The sequence below is a fragment of the Novosphingobium sp. DS6-6 genome, from assembly GCF_057784975.1.
In genome coordinates, this window is the sequence record NZ_JBYNTS010000002.1 from 131,326 (window position 1) to 150,274 (window position 18,949).

Below are 18,949 nucleotides of genomic sequence, written 5' to 3' on the forward strand. Positions count from 1 at the left end.
GCCGCCCCTAGCCGCCCCTGACAGTCACGTCCATGCGGAAGCTGCGGCTCTCGCCCGGAGGCAGCAGCACGATACCGGGCTTTTCGGTGATGTCGCGGGAAAACCCTTCGGGATCGGCATGGCCGGCCCAGGGCTCGATGCAGATATAGCGCGCGCCCGGCACCTGCCAGAGGCCGAGCATCGCCGTATCGGGGAACGCCAGGTCCAGTGCCGGCCCCCCTTCGACGCCATAGGTAAGGGCGCGGCTGGCCAGATCCGTCCAGATCACCGCATCGGCGGCAAACAGGCCTTCGTGCAGCGGCAGCACGCGGCCTTGCACCGGGCTGGCCTCGCGCTGCTCCAGCATCAGGCCATTGTCCTTGCGCACGCGGCGGATCGGGGCCGGTTCGTCCTTGGTAAAGACCAGGCGGTGCGCATGCCTGGCCGCACTGCCCGGCAGGGGCCAGGCAAAGGCGGGGTGGTAACCGAAACTGAACGGCAGCGTTCCATTGCCGGGGTTGCCGATCGTCGCTGTCATGGCCAGTGTCGCACCCTCCACGGCAAAGGCCATGTCCAGCACGAAAGCGAACGGATAGACCGCGCGGGTGACGGCACTGTCGGTCAGGCGAAAATGCGCGGTGGCCCCGTCGTGCGCCACCAGTTCGAACGGCGAACGACGGGCAAAGCCGTGGCGCGGCAGCGGATAGCTCTTGCCATCGTGGCGCAGCGTGTCACCGGCCAGCGAGCCGACGATGGGGAACAGCAGCGGCGCATGCCCGCCCCAGAACGCGGGATCGGCATCGGTCATCCATTGCTGCCCGGCACGATCGGTCAGGGACCACAGTTCCGCCCCCAGCGGATTGATCGTGGCGGTCAGCGCGTCTGATGCGATGGTGACGAAATCGGAAAGCGGCTGGCTCATGCCCGCAGGGTATGGCCAGCGCGCACGCTCTTCGCAAGTGCAGTATCGCCCGGGGCGGGCAAGCGCCGGTCAGCCGGATCAACCGCGCAGAGTGCCGCCCTGCTTGGCCGCGGCAGCAACGATCCTGTCGGCGATGGCTTTCAGCGCGGCTTCGTCGAAGCTTTTCTCGACCGGCTGCAATGTCACTTCGATGCCGAGGCTCTTGTGCCCTTCCGGCACGCCTGCCCCGCGGAAATCGTCGAACACCCGGGCAGCGACGATATGCGCCTTGTCGGCCCCGCGCACCGTCCGCAGCAGATCGGCGGCCGGCACCCCGGCATCGACCAGGAACGCGAAATCGCGGGTCACCGCCTGAAGCGCAGGCGGGGCGAAGTGCGGCCGGGCAAAGCCCGACGCCGTCTTCCGGGCGGGAAGCCGGTCAAGGAACAGCTCGACCGCCGCCACCGCGCTTTCCAGGCCGAACGCGGTGGCCGTGGCGGGATGAAGCATGCCGAAACGGGCCAGCACCTGCTTTGGCCCCAGGCGCAGCGTCGCCGACTGGCCCGGGTGGAACTGCGGTCCGGCCTCGCCCATCACGGCCAGGTTTTCCACCGGCGCGCCGGCTTGCGCCAGCAGGGCCAGTGCCTCGGCCTTGGCGTCAAAGGCATCGAACGGCTGCGCCTTGCCCGTCGCCCAGCCGCGCGGGGTGCGGTCTCCTGCCAGCACCACGGCCAGGCTCAACCGTTCGTCGCTGCCGCTGTCGTCGCTGCGCAGATAGCGGCGGCCGATCTCGAACAGGCGCAGGCTGGCCGCGCCGCGATCGAGATTGCGCCGCGCGGCTGCCAGCAGGCCCGGCAGCAGCGACGGGCGCATGGCTTTCAGGTCTTCCGAAATCGGATTGGCCAGGGTCCAGACGAACTGCCCGTCGGCAAAATGATCGGCCTGGGCGGGTGGCAGGAACGACCAGGTCACCGCCTCGTGCAGCCCCCGTGCCGCAGCGGCACGGCGCAGCCGGCGTTCCAGCATCTGCACCGGCGTTGCCGTGGGCAGCGCCACGCCGTCGGCGCGCGGCAGCGGGGTGGACGGCACCGCATCAAGGCCGTGGACGCGGATCACTTCCTCGACCAGATCGGGGGCGCCGGCAATGTCGGGCCGCCAGGTCGGCACGGTAACGGTCCAGTCCTCGCCCACATCGAAACCCAGCGCCGTCAGAATGCGCTTCTGCTCGCTGTGCGCCACGGCAATGCCGCCCAGCGCGCCGGCAAGCGCGGGATCGTAGGCAAGCGTGCGCTGCGCCAGGGGCGGGGTGCCCACCCGCACCACCTCGCTGGCCGTGCCACCGCAGATTTCCAGGACCAGCGCAGTCAACAGGTCCATCCCGGTATCGAGGAACGCAGGATCGACGCCGCGTTCGAAGCGGGTACGCGCATCGCTCGACAGGGCCAGGGCCTGGCCGGTGCGGGCGATATGGGCCGGATCGAAATAGGCGACTTCGAGCAGCACGTCGGTCGTCGCGTCGGAACAGCCGGAATGTTCGCCGCCCATGATGCCGCCGATGTCGTGCACGCCGGCATCGTCGGCAATCACCGTCATGAACGGCGCAAGGACATATTCCTTGCCGTTGAGCGCCAGCACGGTCTCGCCCGCGCGCGCCTTGCGGGCGGTAACCGCGCCGGTCAGCTTGGCCAGGTCATAGACATGGGCCGGCCGGCCATAGCCCAGCATGACATAGTTGGTAATGTCCACCAGGGCCGAGATCGGACGCTGGCCGGCGGCCTTGAGCCGATCCTGCAGCCATTGCGGCGACGGGCCATTGCGCACGCCCCGGATCACCCGGCCATGGAACGCGGGGCAGCCGTCGGCATCCTCGATACGGATGTCCACCGGGCAGGGACCGTCACCCGCAACCGGCGCCACGTCGATCGGCCGCAGCGTGCCGATGCCGGCCGCGGCCAGATCGCGGGCAATGCCATAGACACCCATGCAATCGGGCCGGTTGGGGGTGATCGCCACGTCGAACACCGGATCGGACCCCACATAAGCGGCAAACGACTGGCCGAGCGGCGCATCGGCGGGCAGTTCGATGATCCCGTCGTGTTCGTCGCCCAGGCCCAGCTCGCGCGTGGAGCACATCATGCCGTTGGATTCGACGCCGCGAATGGCACTTTTGCGCAGTTCCATGCCGTTGACGGGCACGACCGCGCCAGGCAGGCCGAGCACGCCGACCAGCCCGGCCCGAGCATTGGGCGCGCCGCAGACCACCTGCAACGGCTGGCCATCGCCAAGATCGACGCGCAGCACCTGCAGCTTGTCGGCCTGGGGGTGCTTTTCCGCGGTCAGCACGCGCGCCACGCGAAAATCGGCGAGCGCGGCCGAAGCATCGGTCACGCTTTCGATTTCCAGGCCCAGACTGGTGAGCTTTTCGGCGATTTCGGCTGCGCTTGCCTGCGTATCGAGCAGGGCCTTGAGCCACGAAAGCGAAAACTTCACGGCCGCACTCCCACGCCGCCCGAAAGGGTGGGCACGTCCAGCGCCCCGAAACCATAGTGGGCCAGCCAGCGCGCATCGCCATCGAAGAACGCACGCAGATCGTCCATGCCGTATTTCAACATGGCCAGGCGATCGACACCGGTGCCGAAAGCATAGCCCTGCCACTGGTCGGGATCGAGCCCGCCGAATTCGATGACCTTGCGGTTGACCATGCCCGAACCCAGCACTTCCATCCAGCCACCGCCGGGCGCATCGCCGCTGCCGCCGACCACGCGCTTGCCGCCGACCACGGTATAGCCCACGTCCACTTCCACCGAAGGTTCGGTGAACGGAAAATAGCTGGGGCGCAGCCGCAGCACGATGTCATCGCGTTCGAAAAAGGCCTTGAGGAAGGTTTCCAGCGTCCACTTGAGGTGCCCCAGGTGAATGCCCTTGTCGATCACCAGGCCTTCGATCTGGTGGAACATAGGGGTATGCGTGGCATCGCTGTCAGACCGGTAGACGCGGCCGGGCGCGATGATGCGCAAGGGGGCGCCCGCCTCGAGCATGGTGCGGATCTGCACCGGCGAGGTGTGGGTGCGCAGCAGCATGTCACGCCCTTCGCCGTTGCGTTCGGCGAAATAGAACGTGTCGTGCATGGCCCGCGCGGGATGCGTTTCCGGCATGTTGAGCGCCGTGAAATTATGCCAGTCGTCTTCGATCTCGGGGCCGCTGGCCACGGCAAAGCCCAGGTCGGCAAATATCTCGGCCAGTTCGTCCATCACCTGGCTGACCGGGTGCACGCTGCCGCGCGGGCTTTCGGGCGCGGGCAGCGAGAGGTCGACCGCCTCGGCCGCAAGGCGCGCTTCGAGCGCGGCGCTTTCCAGTTCGGCCTTGCGCGCGGCAAGCGCCGCGTTCACCGCTTCACGGGTGCCGTGGATCTGCGGGCCCCTGGCCTGGCGCTCGTCGGGGCTCATCTGGCCCATGGTCTTGAGCAGGGCCGAAACCCACCCTTGCTTGCCCAGCGCGGCAATGCGGATGCCCTCCAGCGCATCGAGCGAGGAGGCGGCGGCAATGGCGCCAAGCGTTTCGGCCTGCTGTCGGTCTAGCTGTTCCATCGTGCCCCGCCGCTAGCGCGTTGCGCCGCGGAAGGGAAGACGGGTTGATGGGGACCGGGCCTTTGCGGCGCCGCGTTGTCCGTCCATCCCCACCGCCGGCCGGAACGGCGGCGACAGGCGTGCGCACAAACGAGAAGCGCCCGCTCCGCAACGGGAGCGAGCGCCTTTCGCTGTTCTTTCGCCAGAGCGATCAGGCGGCCGGCAGGGCCGCCTTGGCCTGGGCGATGACGGCCGCGAACACGCCGCCTTCGTTCATGGCAAGGTCGGCCATGGCCTTGCGGTCGAGTTCGATGCCGGCAAGCTTGGTGCCATGGATGAACTGCGAATAGGTCAGGCCTTCGGCGCGGACCGCCGCGTTGATGCGCTGGATCCACAGGGCACGGAACGTGCGCTTCTTAACCTTGCGGTCGCGATAGGCATACTGGCCGGCCTTTTCGACGGCCTGGCGGGCGACGCGAATCGTATTCTTGCGACGGCCGCGATAACCCTTGGCCTGGTCGAGAATGCGCTTGTGCTTGGCACGCGTGGTGGTGCCGCGCTTGATACGGGACATGGATCAGCCTCCTCAGTTCAGCCCGTAGGGCGCCCACTTCTTGATCACCTTCGCGTCAGCGTCGGAAATCACGTCGGTGCCGCGGTTCTGGCGGATGTACTTGGCGTTGTGGCTGATCAGGCGGTGGCGCTTGCCGGCCACGCCGTGCTTCACCTTGCCCGTCGCGGTAAGCTTGAAGCGCTTCTTCACACCGCTCTTGGTCTTGAGCTTGGGCATTTTCGTCTCCTTGTTCGACGCGGATGTTCCCGCCGTGGCAGCCCTTCGTGGCCAGGCCGGAACGCATGAATCCGCGTGGATTGAAGGCGCGGCCCTTACCGGGGCCGGGCCGGCTTGGCAACTTGATTCATCGGTCGATCCAGGGGCCGGCCCCGGTACCAATCCACTTGCCACTCCATTGGCCAATCCATTGGCACCTGTATCGGCGGTCTTCCCGGCAATGCCGCGGGGTGCCCGGTCACCCCGCGCCGATCGCTGCCAGATCGAACGGCGTCGTCTGATAGACCTCGTTGATCCAGTTCCCGAACAGCTGGTGTCCATGGGTACGCCAGGTATTGCGCGGTAGCCGCGCCGGATCGTCGCCGGGATAATAGTGCCGCGGCACAATGCGCTCGCCGTCGCGGCGGAATTCGGTGTCGAGCGTAAGCGTATCGTATTCCAGGTGGTTGAACATGTGGATGGCGCGCATGGCCGGATCGTCGATCAGGCAGGGGCCAACCTCGTCGCTGTCGAGCAGAACGGCAAGGCCGGCTGGCAGGTCTTCGCGGCGAACCTCGCTCCAGCGCGAGACCGGCACGGGCACCACATCGGACATGCCGCGCAGCCACGGGCTGGCCGGTACGCGGTTGACATGGGGAAACACGCCATGGGCCTTGGCGCCCAGCACATGCTTGGGCACGCCGTGAAAATGGGCCAGCGCCGCCATCGCGCCCCAGCAGATGGTGAACAGGCGGTGGCAATGAGTCTGGCTCCAGTCGAAGATCTGGCGCAGTTCGTCCCAATAGGTGACTTCGCCGTATGCCATCGTTTCCACCGGCGCGCCGGTCACGATCAGACCGTCGAAGCGTTCCGCGCGCACATCGGCGAATGGGCGATAGAATTCGGCAATGTGCCCGGCCGACGTGGTTTTGCTGACATGCCCCGACAGGCGCACGAGTTGCAGCTCGATCTGCAGGGGCGTCGCGCCCAGCAGCCGCGCGATCTGGGTTTCGGTGGTGATCTTGTCGGGCATCAGGTTGAGCAGCGCGATGCGCAACGGACGGATGTCCTGCCGGGCGGCCTCGGTCTCGCCCATCACGATCACGCCTTCGGCTTCGAGCGTGCGACGGGCGGGGAGGCTATCGGCAATGCGTATGGGCACGGGCGGGTCTTTCCTGACAAACGATCATCCGCATCGCGATCGGGGAAAGACGCCTGAGGCTTGCTCCGCTTGGTTGCCGGATCGGCCACATCCTTTCCCGGGCGGGAAAGCGCCACCTTGCCCGGAAACCGGCAGGTTGGCGTTGGGGCGTCATCCCCAACTCTCGATGCTGGCGCGGCATGTAGGCGCGCACCGCGCCGAATGCAAGTCAGCCACGGCAACCATCGTCGTGGCGCGAAAATGGTTTTATCCCTTGCTCATGAGAATGAATCGCATTACCTTGCGATTCATTCTCATGAGCGAAAGCTGCCATGAGCGAGAGCTGACCGTAGGCAAGAGCCAGGGGTGCCATGTACATCTGCATTTGCAATGCCATCCGCGAAAAGGACCTGCGCCAGGCGGCTCGCCGCCATGCGCGCGGCGATGCCGAGGCGCTTTATGCAGCGCTGGGTTGCCAGCCGCAGTGCCGCCAGTGCCTTGACGAAGCAGACGAAATCGTGGCCGAAGAACGCGCCTGCGCTTTTGCCTAGGCAGGCCAGCCCGGCCTTGCCCGGGCGCGGCGAAACCCGCGTTCTGCAAAAAACTTCGCATTGCTCCGCCGTCGCCACTGGCCTAGCCTGCGCCGCGAATGCAACGGCATAGGAAAGTGTGGCAATGAAGGGCGATGCCAAGGTCATCGAGTTCCTGAACAAGGCCCTGTTCAACGAACTGACCGCGATCAACCAGTACTGGCTGCACTATCGCCTGCTTGCCCACTGGGGCGTCAAAAAGCTGGCGGAATTCGAACGGCATGAGTCGATTGACGAGATGAAGCATGCCGACATGCTGGCCGATCGCATCCTGTTTCTTGACGGGTTGCCCAATTTCCAGGCGCTTGGCCGCCTGAAAGTGGGCGAATCGGTGGAAGAAGTGCTCAAGGCCGATCTCGAGCTGGAATACGAAGCGCTGCCCGTTCTGAAGGATGGCATCGCCCTTTGCGAAACCGTGCGCGATTATGTGAGCCGCGACCTGCTGCAGAAAATCCTCGAAAGCGAGGAAGAGCACATCGATACGCTGGAAACCCAGCTCGACCTGATCAAGCAGATCGGCATTCAGAACTACATCCAGCTCAACAGCCAGCCCCCCGAGGAATGACGCGATCCGGCTGGGGCGGGTGCCTGCAACACTCCTGCCCCGCCATCTTCGCAGGCATCCCGCCACACCGCGCGCGAAAGTGCAGGACGCTCAGCCCGCAGGCTTGACCACGTCCCCGCCTTTCATCACGAAAACCACGCTCTCCAGCACACGCACATCGGCCAGGGGATCACCGTCCACAGCGATCAGATCGCCATAGCGGCCGGTGGCGATGGCGCCCACGTCGGCAGTCCGGTCGAGCGCCTGCGCGGCGCTGCTGGTTGCCGCCTGGATCGCTTCGATCGGGGTCATCCCCCATTCGACCATCTTGGCGAACTGGCGCGCGTTATCGCCATTGGGATAGACACCGCCGTCGGTGCCGAACAGCAGCTTGACCCCGGCGGCATGCGCGGCGCGAAAGGTTTCGCGCTGCTTGCGCCCGATCAACTTTTCCTTGGCCAGGCTTTCGGGAAAGACGCCGTTCCGCTCCCCTTCGGCAAGAATGTAATCGTCGTTATAGATATCCATGTCGAGCCAGGCGCCCTTGGCCTTGGCCAGGCGGAAGCTTTCCGCGTCGGCCAGACTGGCGTGCTCGATCGTATCGATCCCCGCGCGCAGCGCATCGTTGATGCCTGCCGTGCCGTGGGCATGAGCGGCCACCCGCATGCCCAGCATATGGGCCTCGTCGGCAACGGCTTTCAGTTCCTCGAAGCTCATCTGCTGGGCGCCCACCGAATCGGTTTTTGAAAAGACGCCGCCCGTGGCGCATATCTTGATCACTTCGGCGCCATACTTGCGCATCCTGCGCACCAGCGCGCGGAACTGGTCGGGCGTATTGGCGATCTGCGGTGACGGCGCGGTGATCGAGGGCGGGAATTCGGTGGCATCGCAATGCCCGCCCGTCGCGCCCAGGGCATAGGTAGCAGGCACGATGCGCGGGCCGGGCACATAGCCCAGTTCGATCCCCTGCTTGAGAGCAACGTCGTCAAAGTTGCTGGATCCCACGTTGCGCACGGTGGTGAACCCGGCCTCGATAGTCTTTTTCGCGCTGGCCACGCCGATCACGGTGGAAAGGTTGTCGGTGAATTCCAGATTGCGATAGCCGCTGAACCGCGGATCGGCGGTAAGGTGCACATGCATGTCGATCAGCCCGGGCAGCAACGTCCGCGGCCCCAGATCGATCACCTCGGCCCCGGCCGGCACGGCATCGCCCGCTTTGCCCAGCGCGGCGATGCGCCCATCGGTGATCACCACCTGCACATTGTCGACGCGCTTGCCCGCCAGAACGTCGATCATGTGCGCCGCGCGCACCACCACCGTCCTGGCGTGGGCCGCACCCGCCGTCAGCGCCATTAACGCAACCGCACCCAGCACCGCGCTTCTCATCGCTTTCATGCATTATCCTCTTGGTTCAGAACGAGGCAAAGTTGCATGTGCAACGAGGCTGAGCAAGAGGCCAAACCCCGCGCCTCAATGATGGCAGGCGAGCGCTTCGATCACGTCGTCAAGCCTTGCCGGATCGCCCAGCGCGATGACGTCCCCCTGGGATCCCGCGTGCAGCGGCTCGCCGTTCCAGTCGGCCATCGTGCCACCCGCGCCTTCCACGACCGGCACCAGCGCGGCCCAGTCGTGCAGCTTGAGCCCGGCCTCGCACACGATGTCGAGCTGGCCGGTCGCCAGCATCGCATAGTTGTAGCAATCGCCACCCATCACCATGCGGCGGTAATCGGTCTTGCCCGCCAGGGCCATGAAATGATCGCCCTCGTGCTGGCTGAAATAATGCGGGCCGGTGGTGGCGATCGTGGCTCCGGCCAGCGCGCGGCAGGCCCGGGTTTTGACCGGCTGGCCGTTGAGCGTGGTGGCCCGGCCCGATGCGCCCACCCAGCGTTCGCCGGCAATCGGCTGGTCGATCACCCCCAGGACGGGAAAGCCGTCGACCAGCAGCGCGATCAGCGTGCCGAACAGCGCGCGCCCCGCCAGGAAACCGGCGGTGCCGTCGATCGGATCGAGCACCCAGCTGCGGCCCGAGGTGCCTTGGCGCGTACCGAATTCCTCGCCGATCACCGTATCCTGGGCGCGTTCGGCCAGCAGGATTACCCGCATCGCTTCCTCGGCCGCGCGATCGGCCAGCGTGACGGGCGTTGCATCGCCCTTGCGTTCGGCCGTCACGCTGCGGAAATAGGGGCGAATCGCCGCACCGGCGGCGTCGGCCAGGCGGTGGGCCAGGGCAATGTCGTCATCAACCTTCATGGGCATGTGCTTTGCCGATAGCGCGGACGCGGTCAAGAAGCGCTTCCTGCCGACACGAAAGGCATGATAGTCAAAAGTTTGAAGTTTCCCTGACGAAGACGAAAAGCCAGTCATTGGGGGGCAGCAGGGGGCAGACAGCAATGAACCAGAACACGAGGCCGGCCGTGGACAGGGCGATCGCGCCGGCCACCGGGGTGACGCGCCACGGCCAGCCGCTGTCCTACAGCCGGGCACCGGCACCGGATCTGGCCCCGTGGATCGGCCGTTTCTACGCAACCGTGGTGGAAGCGCCGGCCGACTATGTCCTCCAATGCGGCCTGTTGGCCGATACCACCTGCATCCGCGTGCAGTTGCGCGGCGCCTGGACGGCGCTGACGCGCGACGGTGCCCGCGCCCTGGGGCGTGCGGCGCTGTTGTTCGGCCCCAATACCCGGCGCATGCCCGTGGGCGTGACCGGCAGCTTCATCAGCGTCGGCGCGGTGCTGCGCCCCGGGGCCGGGCAGGCCCTGGCCCGCCTGCCCCAGGCAGACCTTGCCGATCGCTTCGACACGATCGATCGCCTCGGCCTCGATGCCGCGCGCTGGCTTGCCATGTTCGATCCCGCGGCTTCGCCCGAAGACTGGTGCCAGGCCATGGAACAGGCCCTGCGCGAAATCCTGACCTGGCGCGGCGCGCCCGAGCCCGATCCCGTCACTGCCCGGTTCGAGGCCGCGGCCCTCGCCAATCCGGCGATCGGCGTGGCCGAATTTGCCGCCCAGTGCGGGATCGAGCAGCGCCGGCTGGAACGCATCGTACGCCGCGATTTCGGCATGACGCCCAAGCAGGTGCTGCGCCGCGCCCGCGCGCTCGACATGGCCAGCCACCTGCGCGGCGTGGCCGACGATGCCGAGGCCGAAACCCTGGCCCTGCGCTATTACGACCAAAGCCACCTGATCCGCGAATTCACTGCCATGTTCGGCATGTCGCCCCGCCAGTTCGTGGCGCAGCCGCAGCCGCTCATGACACTGTCCCTCGAAACGCGCCAGGCGCGGCGCCTGGAAATGACCGAGCGGATCGCCCCGGGCGGCGTCCGCCCCTGGCAATAGCGCCAGCCCGCGCGCCGGCGTTCAATCGAACAGGCTGGAAACCGAGCTTTCGTCGGCAATGCGGCGGATCGCCTCGCCGATCAGCGGGGCGATGGTCAGGATGCGGATGCGGTTGCAATTCCTGGTCGCCTCGGTGGGCAGGATCGAATCGGTGATCACCAGTTCCTTGAGCGCCGAACTGCCCACTCGCGCCACCGCGGCGCCTGACAGCACGCCGTGCGAGATATAGGCCGCGACACCGGCCGCGCCGGCATCCATCAACGCCTGTGCCGCGTTGCACAGCGTGCCGCCCGAATCGATGATGTCGTCGATCAGGATGCACATGCGGCCTTTGACGTCGCCGATGATGTTCATGACTTCGGACTGGCCAGGACGATCGCGGCGCTTGTCGACAATGGCGAGTGGCGCGTTATCCAGCCGCTTGGCCAGCGCCCGGGCGCGTACCACCCCGCCCACGTCGGGCGAGACCACCATTATCTCCTGCCCGCCATAACGGGTCTGGATATCGGCCGCCATGACCGGGGCGGCAAACAGGTTATCGGTGGGGATATCGAAAAAGCCCTGGATCTGGCCGGCATGCAGGTCAACGGCCAGCACGCGGTCAGCGCCGGCCGTGGTGATCAGGTTCGCCACCAGCTTGGCCGAAATCGGGGTGCGTGGCCCCGGCTTGCGATCCTGGCGGGCATAGCCGAAATAGGGGACGACGGCGGTGATCCGCTTGGCCGATGCGCGACGCAGCGCATCGATGCAGATCAGCAGCTCCAGCAGATTGTCGTTGGCCGGAAAGCCGGTGGACTGAACCAGGAAAACGTCTTCCCCGCGGACATTCTCGTGAATTTCCACAAAGACTTCCTCGTCGGCAAAGCGCCGTACGGAAGCGTCGGTCAGCGGCAGTTCGAGATAAGCCGCAATGGCGCGCGCCAGCGGCAGATTGCCGTTGCCGGACATGATCTTCATGGCGTTCCCCCTTGAGTCCTCGTGATGTCCTGGTCCTCCGCGCCGCCCTTAGCCCATGATGACAGTTTTGCAACGCCCAAGGCCCGCGCGCATGGCCCCTGGCCGCCCCGTTCGTCGCGATTGCGCCCGGCGGTGCCATGGTCCCCCTTGCCCGCCTTGGCCGAGGCGGCCTAGAGTCCGGCCATGGCCGACCGTCTGATCATCACGCTTGCGCAACTCAACCAATGGGTCGGCGATCTTGCCGCCAATGCCGCCGCCATGCTGGCCGCGCGGAGCAGGGCACCCGAGAGCGATCTGATCGTCTTTCCCGAAATGCAACTGATCGGCTATCCGCACGAAGACCTGGTGCTCAAGCCCGCCTTGATCGAACGGGCCACGGTGGAAATGGAAAGGCTTGCTGCCGCCACTGCCGACGGAGGGCCGGCCATGCTCGTCGGTTCGGTCTTCGTGCGCGATGGCGCGCTGCACAACGGCGTTGCCCTGCTCGATGGCGGCCGCATCGTCGCCACGCGCTTCAAGTACGAGCTGCCCAACTACGGCACGTTCGACGAAAAGCGCTTGTTCCTGCCTGGCCCGATGCCCGAACCGGTGCCGTTTCGCGGCGTCATGCTGGGCTTGCCGATCTGCGAAGACATCTGGCATCCCGACGTATGCCGCCATCTCGCCCGGCTGGGCGCGGAAATCTTCGTCTGTGTCAACGGCAGCCCGTACGAGATCGACAAGGACGTTCTGCGCATCGATGGCGTGGCCAAGCGCCGCGCGATCGATACCGGCATCCCGCTGGTCTATGTCAACCGCGTGGGCGGGCAGGACGAAGTGGTTTTCGATGGCGCCAGCTTCGTGGTCGGCCCGGAAGGCGCGCTCTGGGCGCAACTGCCGGATTGGCAGGAAGCCATGGTCGACACGGTATGGAACCGCGTGCCTTTCGGCAACGGGCACCGCTGGCGCTGCCAGGCGGGCGAAGTGGCTGAACCGACCGAGCACCCCGAAGACATTTATTGCGCCATGGTCATGGCCCTGCGCGACTATGTCGACAAGAACCGTTTTCCGGGGGTGATCCTGGGCCTTTCGGGCGGCATCGATTCAGCGCTGTGCGCCGCGATCGCGGTCGATGCCCTGGGCGCCGAACGGGTGTGGTGCGTGATGCTGCCCAGCCGTTATACCAGCCAGGAAAGCCTCGATGACGCGGCCGCCTGCGCACGAATGCTGGGCGTTCGGCTCGATACCGTGCCGATCGGCCCGGCGATCGACGGCTTTACCCGGATGCTGGCACCGGCCTTTGCCGGGCGCGATCCCGATCTGACCGAGGAAAACCTGCAGTCGCGCATCCGCGGCACGACCTTGATGGCACTTTCCAACAAGTTCGGGCCGATGCTGGTGACTACCGGCAACAAGAGCGAGATGAGCGTGGGCTATGCCACCATCTATGGTGACATGAACGGCGGATACAACCCGCTCAAGGATGCCTACAAGACCACGGTCTTTGCGCTGGCGCGCTGGCGCAACGCGCACAGGCCGCGCATCGCGCTGGGGCCGCAGGGTACGGTCATGCCCGAACGCATCATCACCAAGCCCCCCAGCGCCGAACTGCGCCCGGATCAGAAGGACGAGGACTCGCTGCCGCCCTACGAGGTTCTCGACGCCATCCTGCTGGGCCTGGTGGAGCACGAGAAAAGCGTGGCGCAGATCGCGGCCGAGGGCTTCGACCGTGCGACCGTGGAACGGATCGAGCGCCTGTTGCACCTGGCCGAATACAAGCGCCGCCAAGCCCCGCCGGGCGTCAAGCTGGGCATGCGCAATTTCGGCCGCGACCGGCGCTATCCGATAACCCAGGGTTTCCGAACCGCCTGACAGGTTTCGTGCTTGCGCGCGAGCCGCTAAAGCACGCCTTTGTTGCGAATGATAATCATTGACGGAAAGTAACTCGTTGCCTAACCTTTCTTGCGAATCGATCGCAAAAGAGGTTGCCCATGTCCGCCGCCCGGCCCGACACAGCATCGCATAATTCTGCCCGTCGTAACGCGATCGTGGCGGCACTGGCACGCCCGCGGGACATGCGCGCGCTATCGCTCCCGGGGCTGCACATGGTCATGGCCATGCGCCTTTCTGCCGTGTTCGAGCGCGCGGGGCGCGATCCCGTGCCCGATCTTGTACAGCGTTATCGCAGCGTCGAGGCCGCCGTTGCCGTTCACGCCCTGGTGCGCCATGTGATCCGCACCTGGCCGGAACGTTTCCTGGTCAATCGCCCCTGCCAGATGGCGATGACGCCTGATGAGGCAACACTGGCCGCCATGGTCCGCAATGCGCTCGCCGGCGACAGCGCCGGTTTCGCGGCTCTCCTCCAGGGGTTCGTGCGGGCAGACCGGCACGAAGGACTTTACCGTTCCACCCAGCACGCCGCCGCGCTGTTATCAGGCCGCGACGCCCGCCTCGGCACGCGCGGCTGAAACCGCGCTTTGCCGCCTCGTGCTCCCGCCCCTCGACGATGGCATTCGACGGCATGGCGCTTGCTCTCTCCCCCTTGCCGATCGCCTTCCGCTGGCGCTCCTGGCGGCACTGGCCGAAGCCTTCGACGAGCGCGCTTTGCTCTGGAAAGTCGATCTGATGGATTGCCGGGCGGTCAGCCCGCAATTTGCGGCAATCATTGCCGCCGAGGCGCTGTGGTTCGACCTGACCTGGCCTGACCTGGCCTGACCTGACCTGGCCCGCGACCTGCCCTTCGCCCTGGCTTCATCTTGCAACAAAAACCCCGCCGGTTGCCCGGCGGGGTTCGTGGTTTTCAGGCTATAGCGAGGATCAGTCCTCGTCGCCCTTGATCAGGTAATCGGCCGCATCGGCATCGGTGCCGTGGGTTTCGCCTTCCACGGCAGCCAGCGGATCGTTGCCGATCGCTGCTTCGGGGCCCTGGGCCAGTTCGGCGGCATGTTCTTCGGCGGCGCTGTTCGGCGCGATCAGGGCTTCCTGAAGGCGGCGATTGGCGGCGCGGAGAGCGGCGTCGCGGCTGTTGGCCGCCACGCGCATGCGGTTCATGCCCGCGCCGGTGCCCGCGGGAATCAGGCGGCCGACGATGACGTTTTCCTTGAGGCCGATCAAGCTGTCGCGTTTCCCTTCGACCGCCGCCTGAGTCAGCACGCGGGTGGTTTCCTGGAACGAGGCGGCAGAGATGAACGAACGTGTCTGAAGCGAAGCCTTGGTGATGCCCAGCAGCACCGGCTTGCCTTCCGCCGGGCGCGAACCCGCCGGCAACTTGGCGTTGGTTTCGTTCATTTCCTCAAGGTCGATCTGCTCGCCCGGCAACAGGGTGGTGTCACCGCCATCGGTGATTTCCACTTTCTGCAGCATCTGACGAACGATCACTTCGATGTGCTTGTCGTTGATCTTCACGCCCTGCAGGCGATAAACTTCCTGGATTTCCGCCACGAGATATTCCGCCAGGGCCTCGACACCGAGAACCTCGAGAATGTCGTGCGGATCGGGCGAGCCCGAGATCAGGTTGTCGCCCTTCTTGACGTAGTCGCCTTCCTGAACGTCGATCACCTTGGACTTGGGGATCAGGTACTCGACCGGTTCGCCCTCTTCCGGGATGATCGCAATCTTGCGCTTGGCCTTGTAGTCACGAATGAATTCCACACGGCCCGAGATCTTGGCGATGATCGCGTTGTCCTTGGGCTTGCGCGCCTCGAACAGCTCGGCCACGCGCGGCAGACCGCCGGTGATGTCGCGCGTCTTGGCGGCTTCGCGGCTGGCGCGCGCCAGTACGTCACCGGCCTGGACTTCCTGGCCGTCTTCCACCGAAAGGGTGGTGCCCGGCGCCATCATGTAGCGCGCGGTTTCACCCGAGGCATCGTCGAGCAAGGTCAGGCGTGGGCGCAGGTCTTCCTTCTTGGCCCGGCCGCCCGCGCGGTTTTCGGTAACGACGCGCTGGGCAATGCCCGTTGCTTCGTCGACCTGCTCGGTCAGCGTGCGGCCGTCGATCAAATCCTGATAGCGCACGATACCCGGCTTTTCGGTGATCACCGGCAGGGTGAACGGGTCCCACTCGGCCAGGCGCTGCCCCAATTCCACCCTGGCACCGTTTTCGTGCAGCAGGTGCGTACCATAAGGCACGCGGTGCATGGCGCGTTCGCGGCCGTCGGTATCCATGATCACGATTTCGCCGTTGCGGGCCAGCGACAGGCGGCGGCCACGGCTGTCCGTGATCGTCGGAATGTCGCGATAGTGGACGGTACCGTCGCAGATCGATTCGAGGTGCGACTGTTCGTTCACCTGCGCCGCGCCACCGATGTGGAACGTGCGCATGGTCAGCTGCGTGCCGGGTTCGCCGATCGACTGGGCAGCGATCACGCCCACCGCTTCGCCGATGTTCACCGGAGTGCCCCGCGCAAGGTCACGGCCATAGCACGTGCCGCACACGCCCTGCGGGGCTTCGCAGATCAGCGGCGAACGGATGCGCGCAGACTGGACGCCGGCCGCCTCGATCCGGGCGACCGTCGGCTCGTCGAGCAGCGTGCCCTTTTCGCAGATGACGTTGCCGGTCTTGGCCTCGATCATGTCTTCGGCCAGCGTGCGGCCCAGAATGCGCTCGCCCAGCGAGGCAATGGTCGAACCGCCCTGCACGATCGCGCGCATTTCCAGCGCCCGCTCGGTGCCGCAATCGTTGACCGTCACCACGCAATCCTGCGACACGTCGACCAGACGGCGGGTGAGATAGCCCGAGTTCGCCGTCTTGAGCGCGGTATCGGCCAAGCCCTTGCGGGCACCGTGAGTCGAGTTGAAGTATTCAAGGACGGTCAGGCCTTCCTTGAAGTTCGAGATGATCGGCGTTTCGATGATCTCGCCGGAAGGCTTGGCCATCAGGCCGCGCATGCCCGCCAGCTGCTTCATCTGCGTCGGTGAACCGCGCGCGCCCGAATGGCTCATCATGTAGATCGAGTTGACCGGCTTTTCGCGGCCGTTCTCGTCCACCGGGGTGGCGCGGATCTCGTCCATCATGGCGCTGGCCACCTGGTCGCCGCAGCGGCTCCAGGCGTCGATCACCTTGTTGTACTTTTCCTGCTGGGTGATCAGACCGTCCTGGTACTGCTGTTCGTAGTCGGCGACGAGTTCCTTGGTCTCGGCCACGAAAGCATCCTTGGTGGCCGGGATGATCATGTCGTCCTTGCCGAACGAAATGCCCGCCTTGAACGCGTTGCGGAAACCGAGGCTCATGATCGCATCGGCGAAAAGGACCGTCTCCTTCTGGCCGGTGTGACGATAGACCTGGTCGATGACGTCGGCGATTTCCTTCTTGGTGAGCAGGCGGTTGACCAGCTCGAACGGCACGGTGTGGCTCTTGGGCAGGCACTCGCCGATCAGCATGCGGCCGGGCGTGGTCTCATACCGCTTGAGATAGGTCTTCCCGTTCTCGTCGGTCTGCGGCACGCGCGCCACGATCTTGGAATGCATGGTGACCGCGCCGGCATAGAGCGCCTGATGCACTTCGGCCATGTCGGCCAGCAGCATGCCTTCGCCCGGTTCGCCCTTGCGGTCCATCGACAGGTAATAGAGGCCCAGCACCATGTCCTGCGAAGGCACGATGATCGGCTTGCCGTTGGCGGGCGAGAGGATGTTGTTGGTCGACATCATCAGCACGCGCGCTTCGAGCTGGGCTTCCAGGCTCAGCGGCACGTGGACGGCCATCTGGTCCCCGTCGAAGTCGGCGTTGAAAGCCGAACAGACGAGCGGGTGCAGCTGGATCGCCTTGCCTTCGATCAGCACGGGTTCGAAAGCCTGGATGCCAAGGCGGTGGAGCGTCGGCGCGCGGTTGAGCATGACCGGATGTTCGCGGATCACCTCGTCCAGGATGTCCCAGACTTCCTTGCGTTCCTTTTCCACCCACTTCTTGGCCTGCTTCAGAGTCATCGAGAGACCCTTGGCATCGAGCCGCGCATAGATGAACGGCTTGAACAGCTCGAGCGCCATCTTCTTGGGCAGGCCGCACTGGTGCAGCTTGAGTTCCGGGCCGGTCACGATGACCGAACGGCCCGAATAATCGACGCGCTTGCCCAGCAGGTTCTGGCGGAAGCGGCCCTGCTTGCCCTTGAGCATGTCTGACAGGGACTTGAGCGGGCGCTTGTTGGCGCCGGTGATCACGCGGCCGCGACGGCCGTTGTCGAACAGCGCGTCGACCGCTTCCTGCAGCATGCGCTTTTCGTTGCGCACGATGATATCGGGCGCACGCAGTTCGATCAGGCGCTTCAAGCGGTTGTTGCGGTTGATGACGCGGCGATAGAGGTCGTTGAGGTCCGACGTGGCGAAGCGGCCACCGTCGAGCGGCACCAGCGGGCGCAGTTCGGGCGGAATGACCGGCACCACGTCGAGAATCATCCATTCCGGGCGGTTGCCGGAATCGATGAACGATTCCACCACCTTCAGGCGCTTGATGATCTTCTTGGGCTTCAGTTCGGACTTCGTCTCGGCCAGTTCCTTGAGCAGGTCCTCGCGCTCCTGGACCATGTCGAGGTCCATGAGCATCTGCTTGACCGCCTCGGCGCCGATGCCGGCCGAGAACGCATCCTCGCCATATTCGTCCTGCGCGTCGAGCAGTTCGTCCTCGGTCAGCAACTGATAGCGCTCGAGCGGGGTAATGCCCGGCTCGATCACCACGTAGCTTTCGAAATAGAGAATGCGTTCCAGCTGCTTGAGCTGCATGTCGAGCAGCAGGCCGATGCGCGAGGGCAGCGATTTGAGGAACCAGATGTGCGCCACCGGGGCGGCCAGCTCGATATGGCCCATGCGCTCGCGGCGCACTTTGGTAACGGTCACTTCGACGCCGCACTTTTCGCAGACGACGCCCTTGTACTTCATCCGCTTGTACTTGCCGCACAGGCACTCGTAGTCCTTCACGGGGCCAAAGATGCGGGCGCAGAACAGGCCGTCACGCTCGGGCTTGAACGTACGGTAGTTGATGGTTTCCGGCTTCTTGATCTCGCCGAACGACCACGAGCGGATACGCTCGGGAGACGCCAGACCGATCTGGATCTGGTCGAAGGTTTCGGGCTTGGGAAGCTGGTTGGTGAATTTGGTAAGGTCGTTCATTGCGTGATCCTCACTGGGAGGGAAATCCAGGTCGCATGTATCGTGCGGGCAGGCGGACGGGCCGGGTGGCGGGACGCGACCCCCGCCACC

Annotated in this window: 16 protein-coding genes and 1 riboswitch; of the genes, 6 read left to right on the forward strand and 10 right to left on the reverse strand. The window is 65.5% G+C overall.

The features are described from left to right. Positions 1-7: 7 nt before the first annotated feature. The 6 genes from AC3EDY_RS02915 to AC3EDY_RS02940 all read right to left on the reverse strand — a co-directional run bounded on the left by AC3EDY_RS02915 (position 8) and on the right by AC3EDY_RS02940 (position 6,377). On the reverse strand, positions 8-901 hold the full coding sequence (locus AC3EDY_RS02915; protein WP_488570968.1) for an aldose 1-epimerase family protein: 894 nt from the start codon (positions 899-901) through the stop codon (positions 8-10). Between the two features lie 78 nt (positions 902-979). After that, complete coding sequence (gene pheT, locus AC3EDY_RS02920) at positions 980-3,370, reverse strand: phenylalanine--tRNA ligase subunit beta (protein ID WP_488570969.1); 2,391 nt, start codon at positions 3,368-3,370, stop codon at positions 980-982. Then, a complete protein-coding gene (gene pheS / locus AC3EDY_RS02925) occupies positions 3,367-4,467 on the reverse strand; it encodes a phenylalanine--tRNA ligase subunit alpha (RefSeq protein ID WP_488570970.1) in 1,101 nt (366 codons plus the stop codon). Before pheS ends, pheT begins: the two co-directional genes overlap by 4 nt. 190 nt (positions 4,468-4,657) lie before the next feature. Then, the gene (gene rplT, locus AC3EDY_RS02930; protein ID WP_022676504.1) at positions 4,658-5,020 is read right to left on the reverse strand and encodes a 50S ribosomal protein L20; all 363 of its coding nucleotides are present in this window, start codon (positions 5,018-5,020) and stop codon (positions 4,658-4,660) included. 12 nt (positions 5,021-5,032) lie between these two features. Further along, on the reverse strand, positions 5,033-5,236 hold the full coding sequence (gene rpmI / locus AC3EDY_RS02935; RefSeq protein ID WP_022676503.1) for a 50S ribosomal protein L35: 204 nt from the start codon (positions 5,234-5,236) through the stop codon (positions 5,033-5,035). 238 nt (positions 5,237-5,474) lie between these two features. Then, entirely contained in the window at positions 5,475-6,377 is a 903-nt protein-coding gene (locus tag AC3EDY_RS02940; RefSeq protein WP_488570971.1) for a homoserine O-succinyltransferase, read from the reverse strand. Positions 6,378-6,436: 59 nt separating this feature from the next. Beyond that, positions 6,437-6,552, reverse strand: a riboswitch (SAM-I-IV-variant riboswitch). Between the two features lie 175 nt (positions 6,553-6,727). Here AC3EDY_RS02940 and AC3EDY_RS02945 point away from each other — a divergent pair. Both AC3EDY_RS02945 and bfr read left to right on the forward strand, forming a co-directional pair. Beyond that, a complete protein-coding gene (locus AC3EDY_RS02945) occupies positions 6,728-6,907 on the forward strand; it encodes a (2Fe-2S)-binding protein (RefSeq protein ID WP_488570972.1) in 180 nt (59 codons plus the stop codon). 124 nt (positions 6,908-7,031) lie between these two features. Beyond that, a complete protein-coding gene (gene bfr, locus AC3EDY_RS02950; protein ID WP_488570973.1) occupies positions 7,032-7,511 on the forward strand; it encodes a bacterioferritin in 480 nt (159 codons plus the stop codon). Between the two features lie 90 nt (positions 7,512-7,601). On the opposite strand, the gene AC3EDY_RS02955 is transcribed toward bfr, so the two are convergent. Together AC3EDY_RS02955 and AC3EDY_RS02960 are read right to left on the reverse strand one after the other, a co-directional pair. Then, entirely contained in the window at positions 7,602-8,876 is a 1,275-nt protein-coding gene (locus AC3EDY_RS02955) for a Xaa-Pro dipeptidase (RefSeq protein WP_488571213.1), read from the reverse strand. An 84-nt stretch (positions 8,877-8,960) separates the two neighbouring features. Next, complete coding sequence (locus AC3EDY_RS02960) at positions 8,961-9,740, reverse strand: inositol monophosphatase family protein (RefSeq protein ID WP_488571214.1); 780 nt, start codon at positions 9,738-9,740, stop codon at positions 8,961-8,963. Between the two features lie 140 nt (positions 9,741-9,880). On the opposite strand from AC3EDY_RS02960, the gene AC3EDY_RS02965 reads away from it, so the two are divergent. Beyond that, complete coding sequence (locus AC3EDY_RS02965) at positions 9,881-10,825, forward strand: helix-turn-helix domain-containing protein (protein WP_488570974.1); 945 nt, start codon at positions 9,881-9,883, stop codon at positions 10,823-10,825. Positions 10,826-10,846: 21 nt separating this feature from the next. Here AC3EDY_RS02965 and AC3EDY_RS02970 read toward each other — a convergent pair whose 3' ends face one another. Beyond that, the gene (locus AC3EDY_RS02970) at positions 10,847-11,782 is read right to left on the reverse strand and encodes a ribose-phosphate pyrophosphokinase (RefSeq protein WP_488570975.1); all 936 of its coding nucleotides are present in this window, start codon (positions 11,780-11,782) and stop codon (positions 10,847-10,849) included. Between the two features lie 183 nt (positions 11,783-11,965). On the opposite strand from AC3EDY_RS02970, the gene AC3EDY_RS02975 reads away from it, so the two are divergent. The 3 genes from AC3EDY_RS02975 (at position 11,966) to AC3EDY_RS02985 (ending at position 14,476) form a co-directional block, all read left to right on the forward strand. Next, positions 11,966-13,633: an NAD+ synthase gene (locus AC3EDY_RS02975; protein ID WP_488570976.1), complete on the forward strand. Its 1,668-nt coding sequence runs from the start codon at positions 11,966-11,968 to the stop codon at positions 13,631-13,633. A 119-nt stretch (positions 13,634-13,752) separates the two neighbouring features. Then, positions 13,753-14,229 (forward strand): hypothetical protein, encoded by a 477-nt coding sequence (locus AC3EDY_RS02980; RefSeq protein WP_488570977.1) that lies wholly within the window; start codon positions 13,753-13,755, stop codon positions 14,227-14,229. Positions 14,230-14,248: 19 nt separating this feature from the next. Further along, positions 14,249-14,476, forward strand: coding sequence for a hypothetical protein (locus tag AC3EDY_RS02985; RefSeq protein WP_488570978.1), 228 nt, complete (start codon positions 14,249-14,251; stop codon positions 14,474-14,476). Between the two features lie 102 nt (positions 14,477-14,578). Here the strand turns inward: AC3EDY_RS02985 and rpoC are convergent, their stop codons facing one another. Then, positions 14,579-18,859 carry a DNA-directed RNA polymerase subunit beta' gene (gene rpoC, locus AC3EDY_RS02990; RefSeq protein WP_488570979.1) on the reverse strand — a complete coding sequence of 1,427 codons (4,281 nt, stop codon included), beginning with the start codon at positions 18,857-18,859 and terminating at the stop codon, positions 14,579-14,581. Positions 18,860-18,949: the final 90 nt, after the last annotated feature.

Coding starts and splice junctions, on each gene's coding strand:
- rpmI (WP_022676503.1), bottom strand. CDS start 5,236: ATGCCCAAGCTCAAGACCAAGAGCGGTGTGAAGAAGCGCTTCAAGCTT.
- bfr (WP_488570973.1), top strand. CDS start 7,032: ATGAAGGGCGATGCCAAGGTCATCGAGTTCCTGAACAAGGCCCTGTTC.
- pheS (WP_488570970.1), bottom strand. CDS start 4,467: ATGGAACAGCTAGACCGACAGCAGGCCGAAACGCTTGGCGCCATTGCC.
- rpoC (WP_488570979.1), bottom strand. CDS start 18,859: ATGAACGACCTTACCAAATTCACCAACCAGCTTCCCAAGCCCGAAACC.
- rplT (WP_022676504.1), bottom strand. CDS start 5,020: ATGTCCCGTATCAAGCGCGGCACCACCACGCGTGCCAAGCACAAGCGC.
- AC3EDY_RS02915 (WP_488570968.1), bottom strand. CDS start 901: ATGAGCCAGCCGCTTTCCGATTTCGTCACCATCGCATCAGACGCGCTG.
- AC3EDY_RS02965 (WP_488570974.1), top strand. CDS start 9,881: ATGAACCAGAACACGAGGCCGGCCGTGGACAGGGCGATCGCGCCGGCC.
- AC3EDY_RS02945 (WP_488570972.1), top strand. CDS start 6,728: ATGTACATCTGCATTTGCAATGCCATCCGCGAAAAGGACCTGCGCCAG.
- AC3EDY_RS02975 (WP_488570976.1), top strand. CDS start 11,966: ATGGCCGACCGTCTGATCATCACGCTTGCGCAACTCAACCAATGGGTC.
- AC3EDY_RS02960 (WP_488571214.1), bottom strand. CDS start 9,740: ATGAAGGTTGATGACGACATTGCCCTGGCCCACCGCCTGGCCGACGCC.
- AC3EDY_RS02970 (WP_488570975.1), bottom strand. CDS start 11,782: ATGAAGATCATGTCCGGCAACGGCAATCTGCCGCTGGCGCGCGCCATT.
- AC3EDY_RS02955 (WP_488571213.1), bottom strand. CDS start 8,876: ATGAGAAGCGCGGTGCTGGGTGCGGTTGCGTTAATGGCGCTGACGGCG.
- AC3EDY_RS02980 (WP_488570977.1), top strand. CDS start 13,753: ATGTCCGCCGCCCGGCCCGACACAGCATCGCATAATTCTGCCCGTCGT.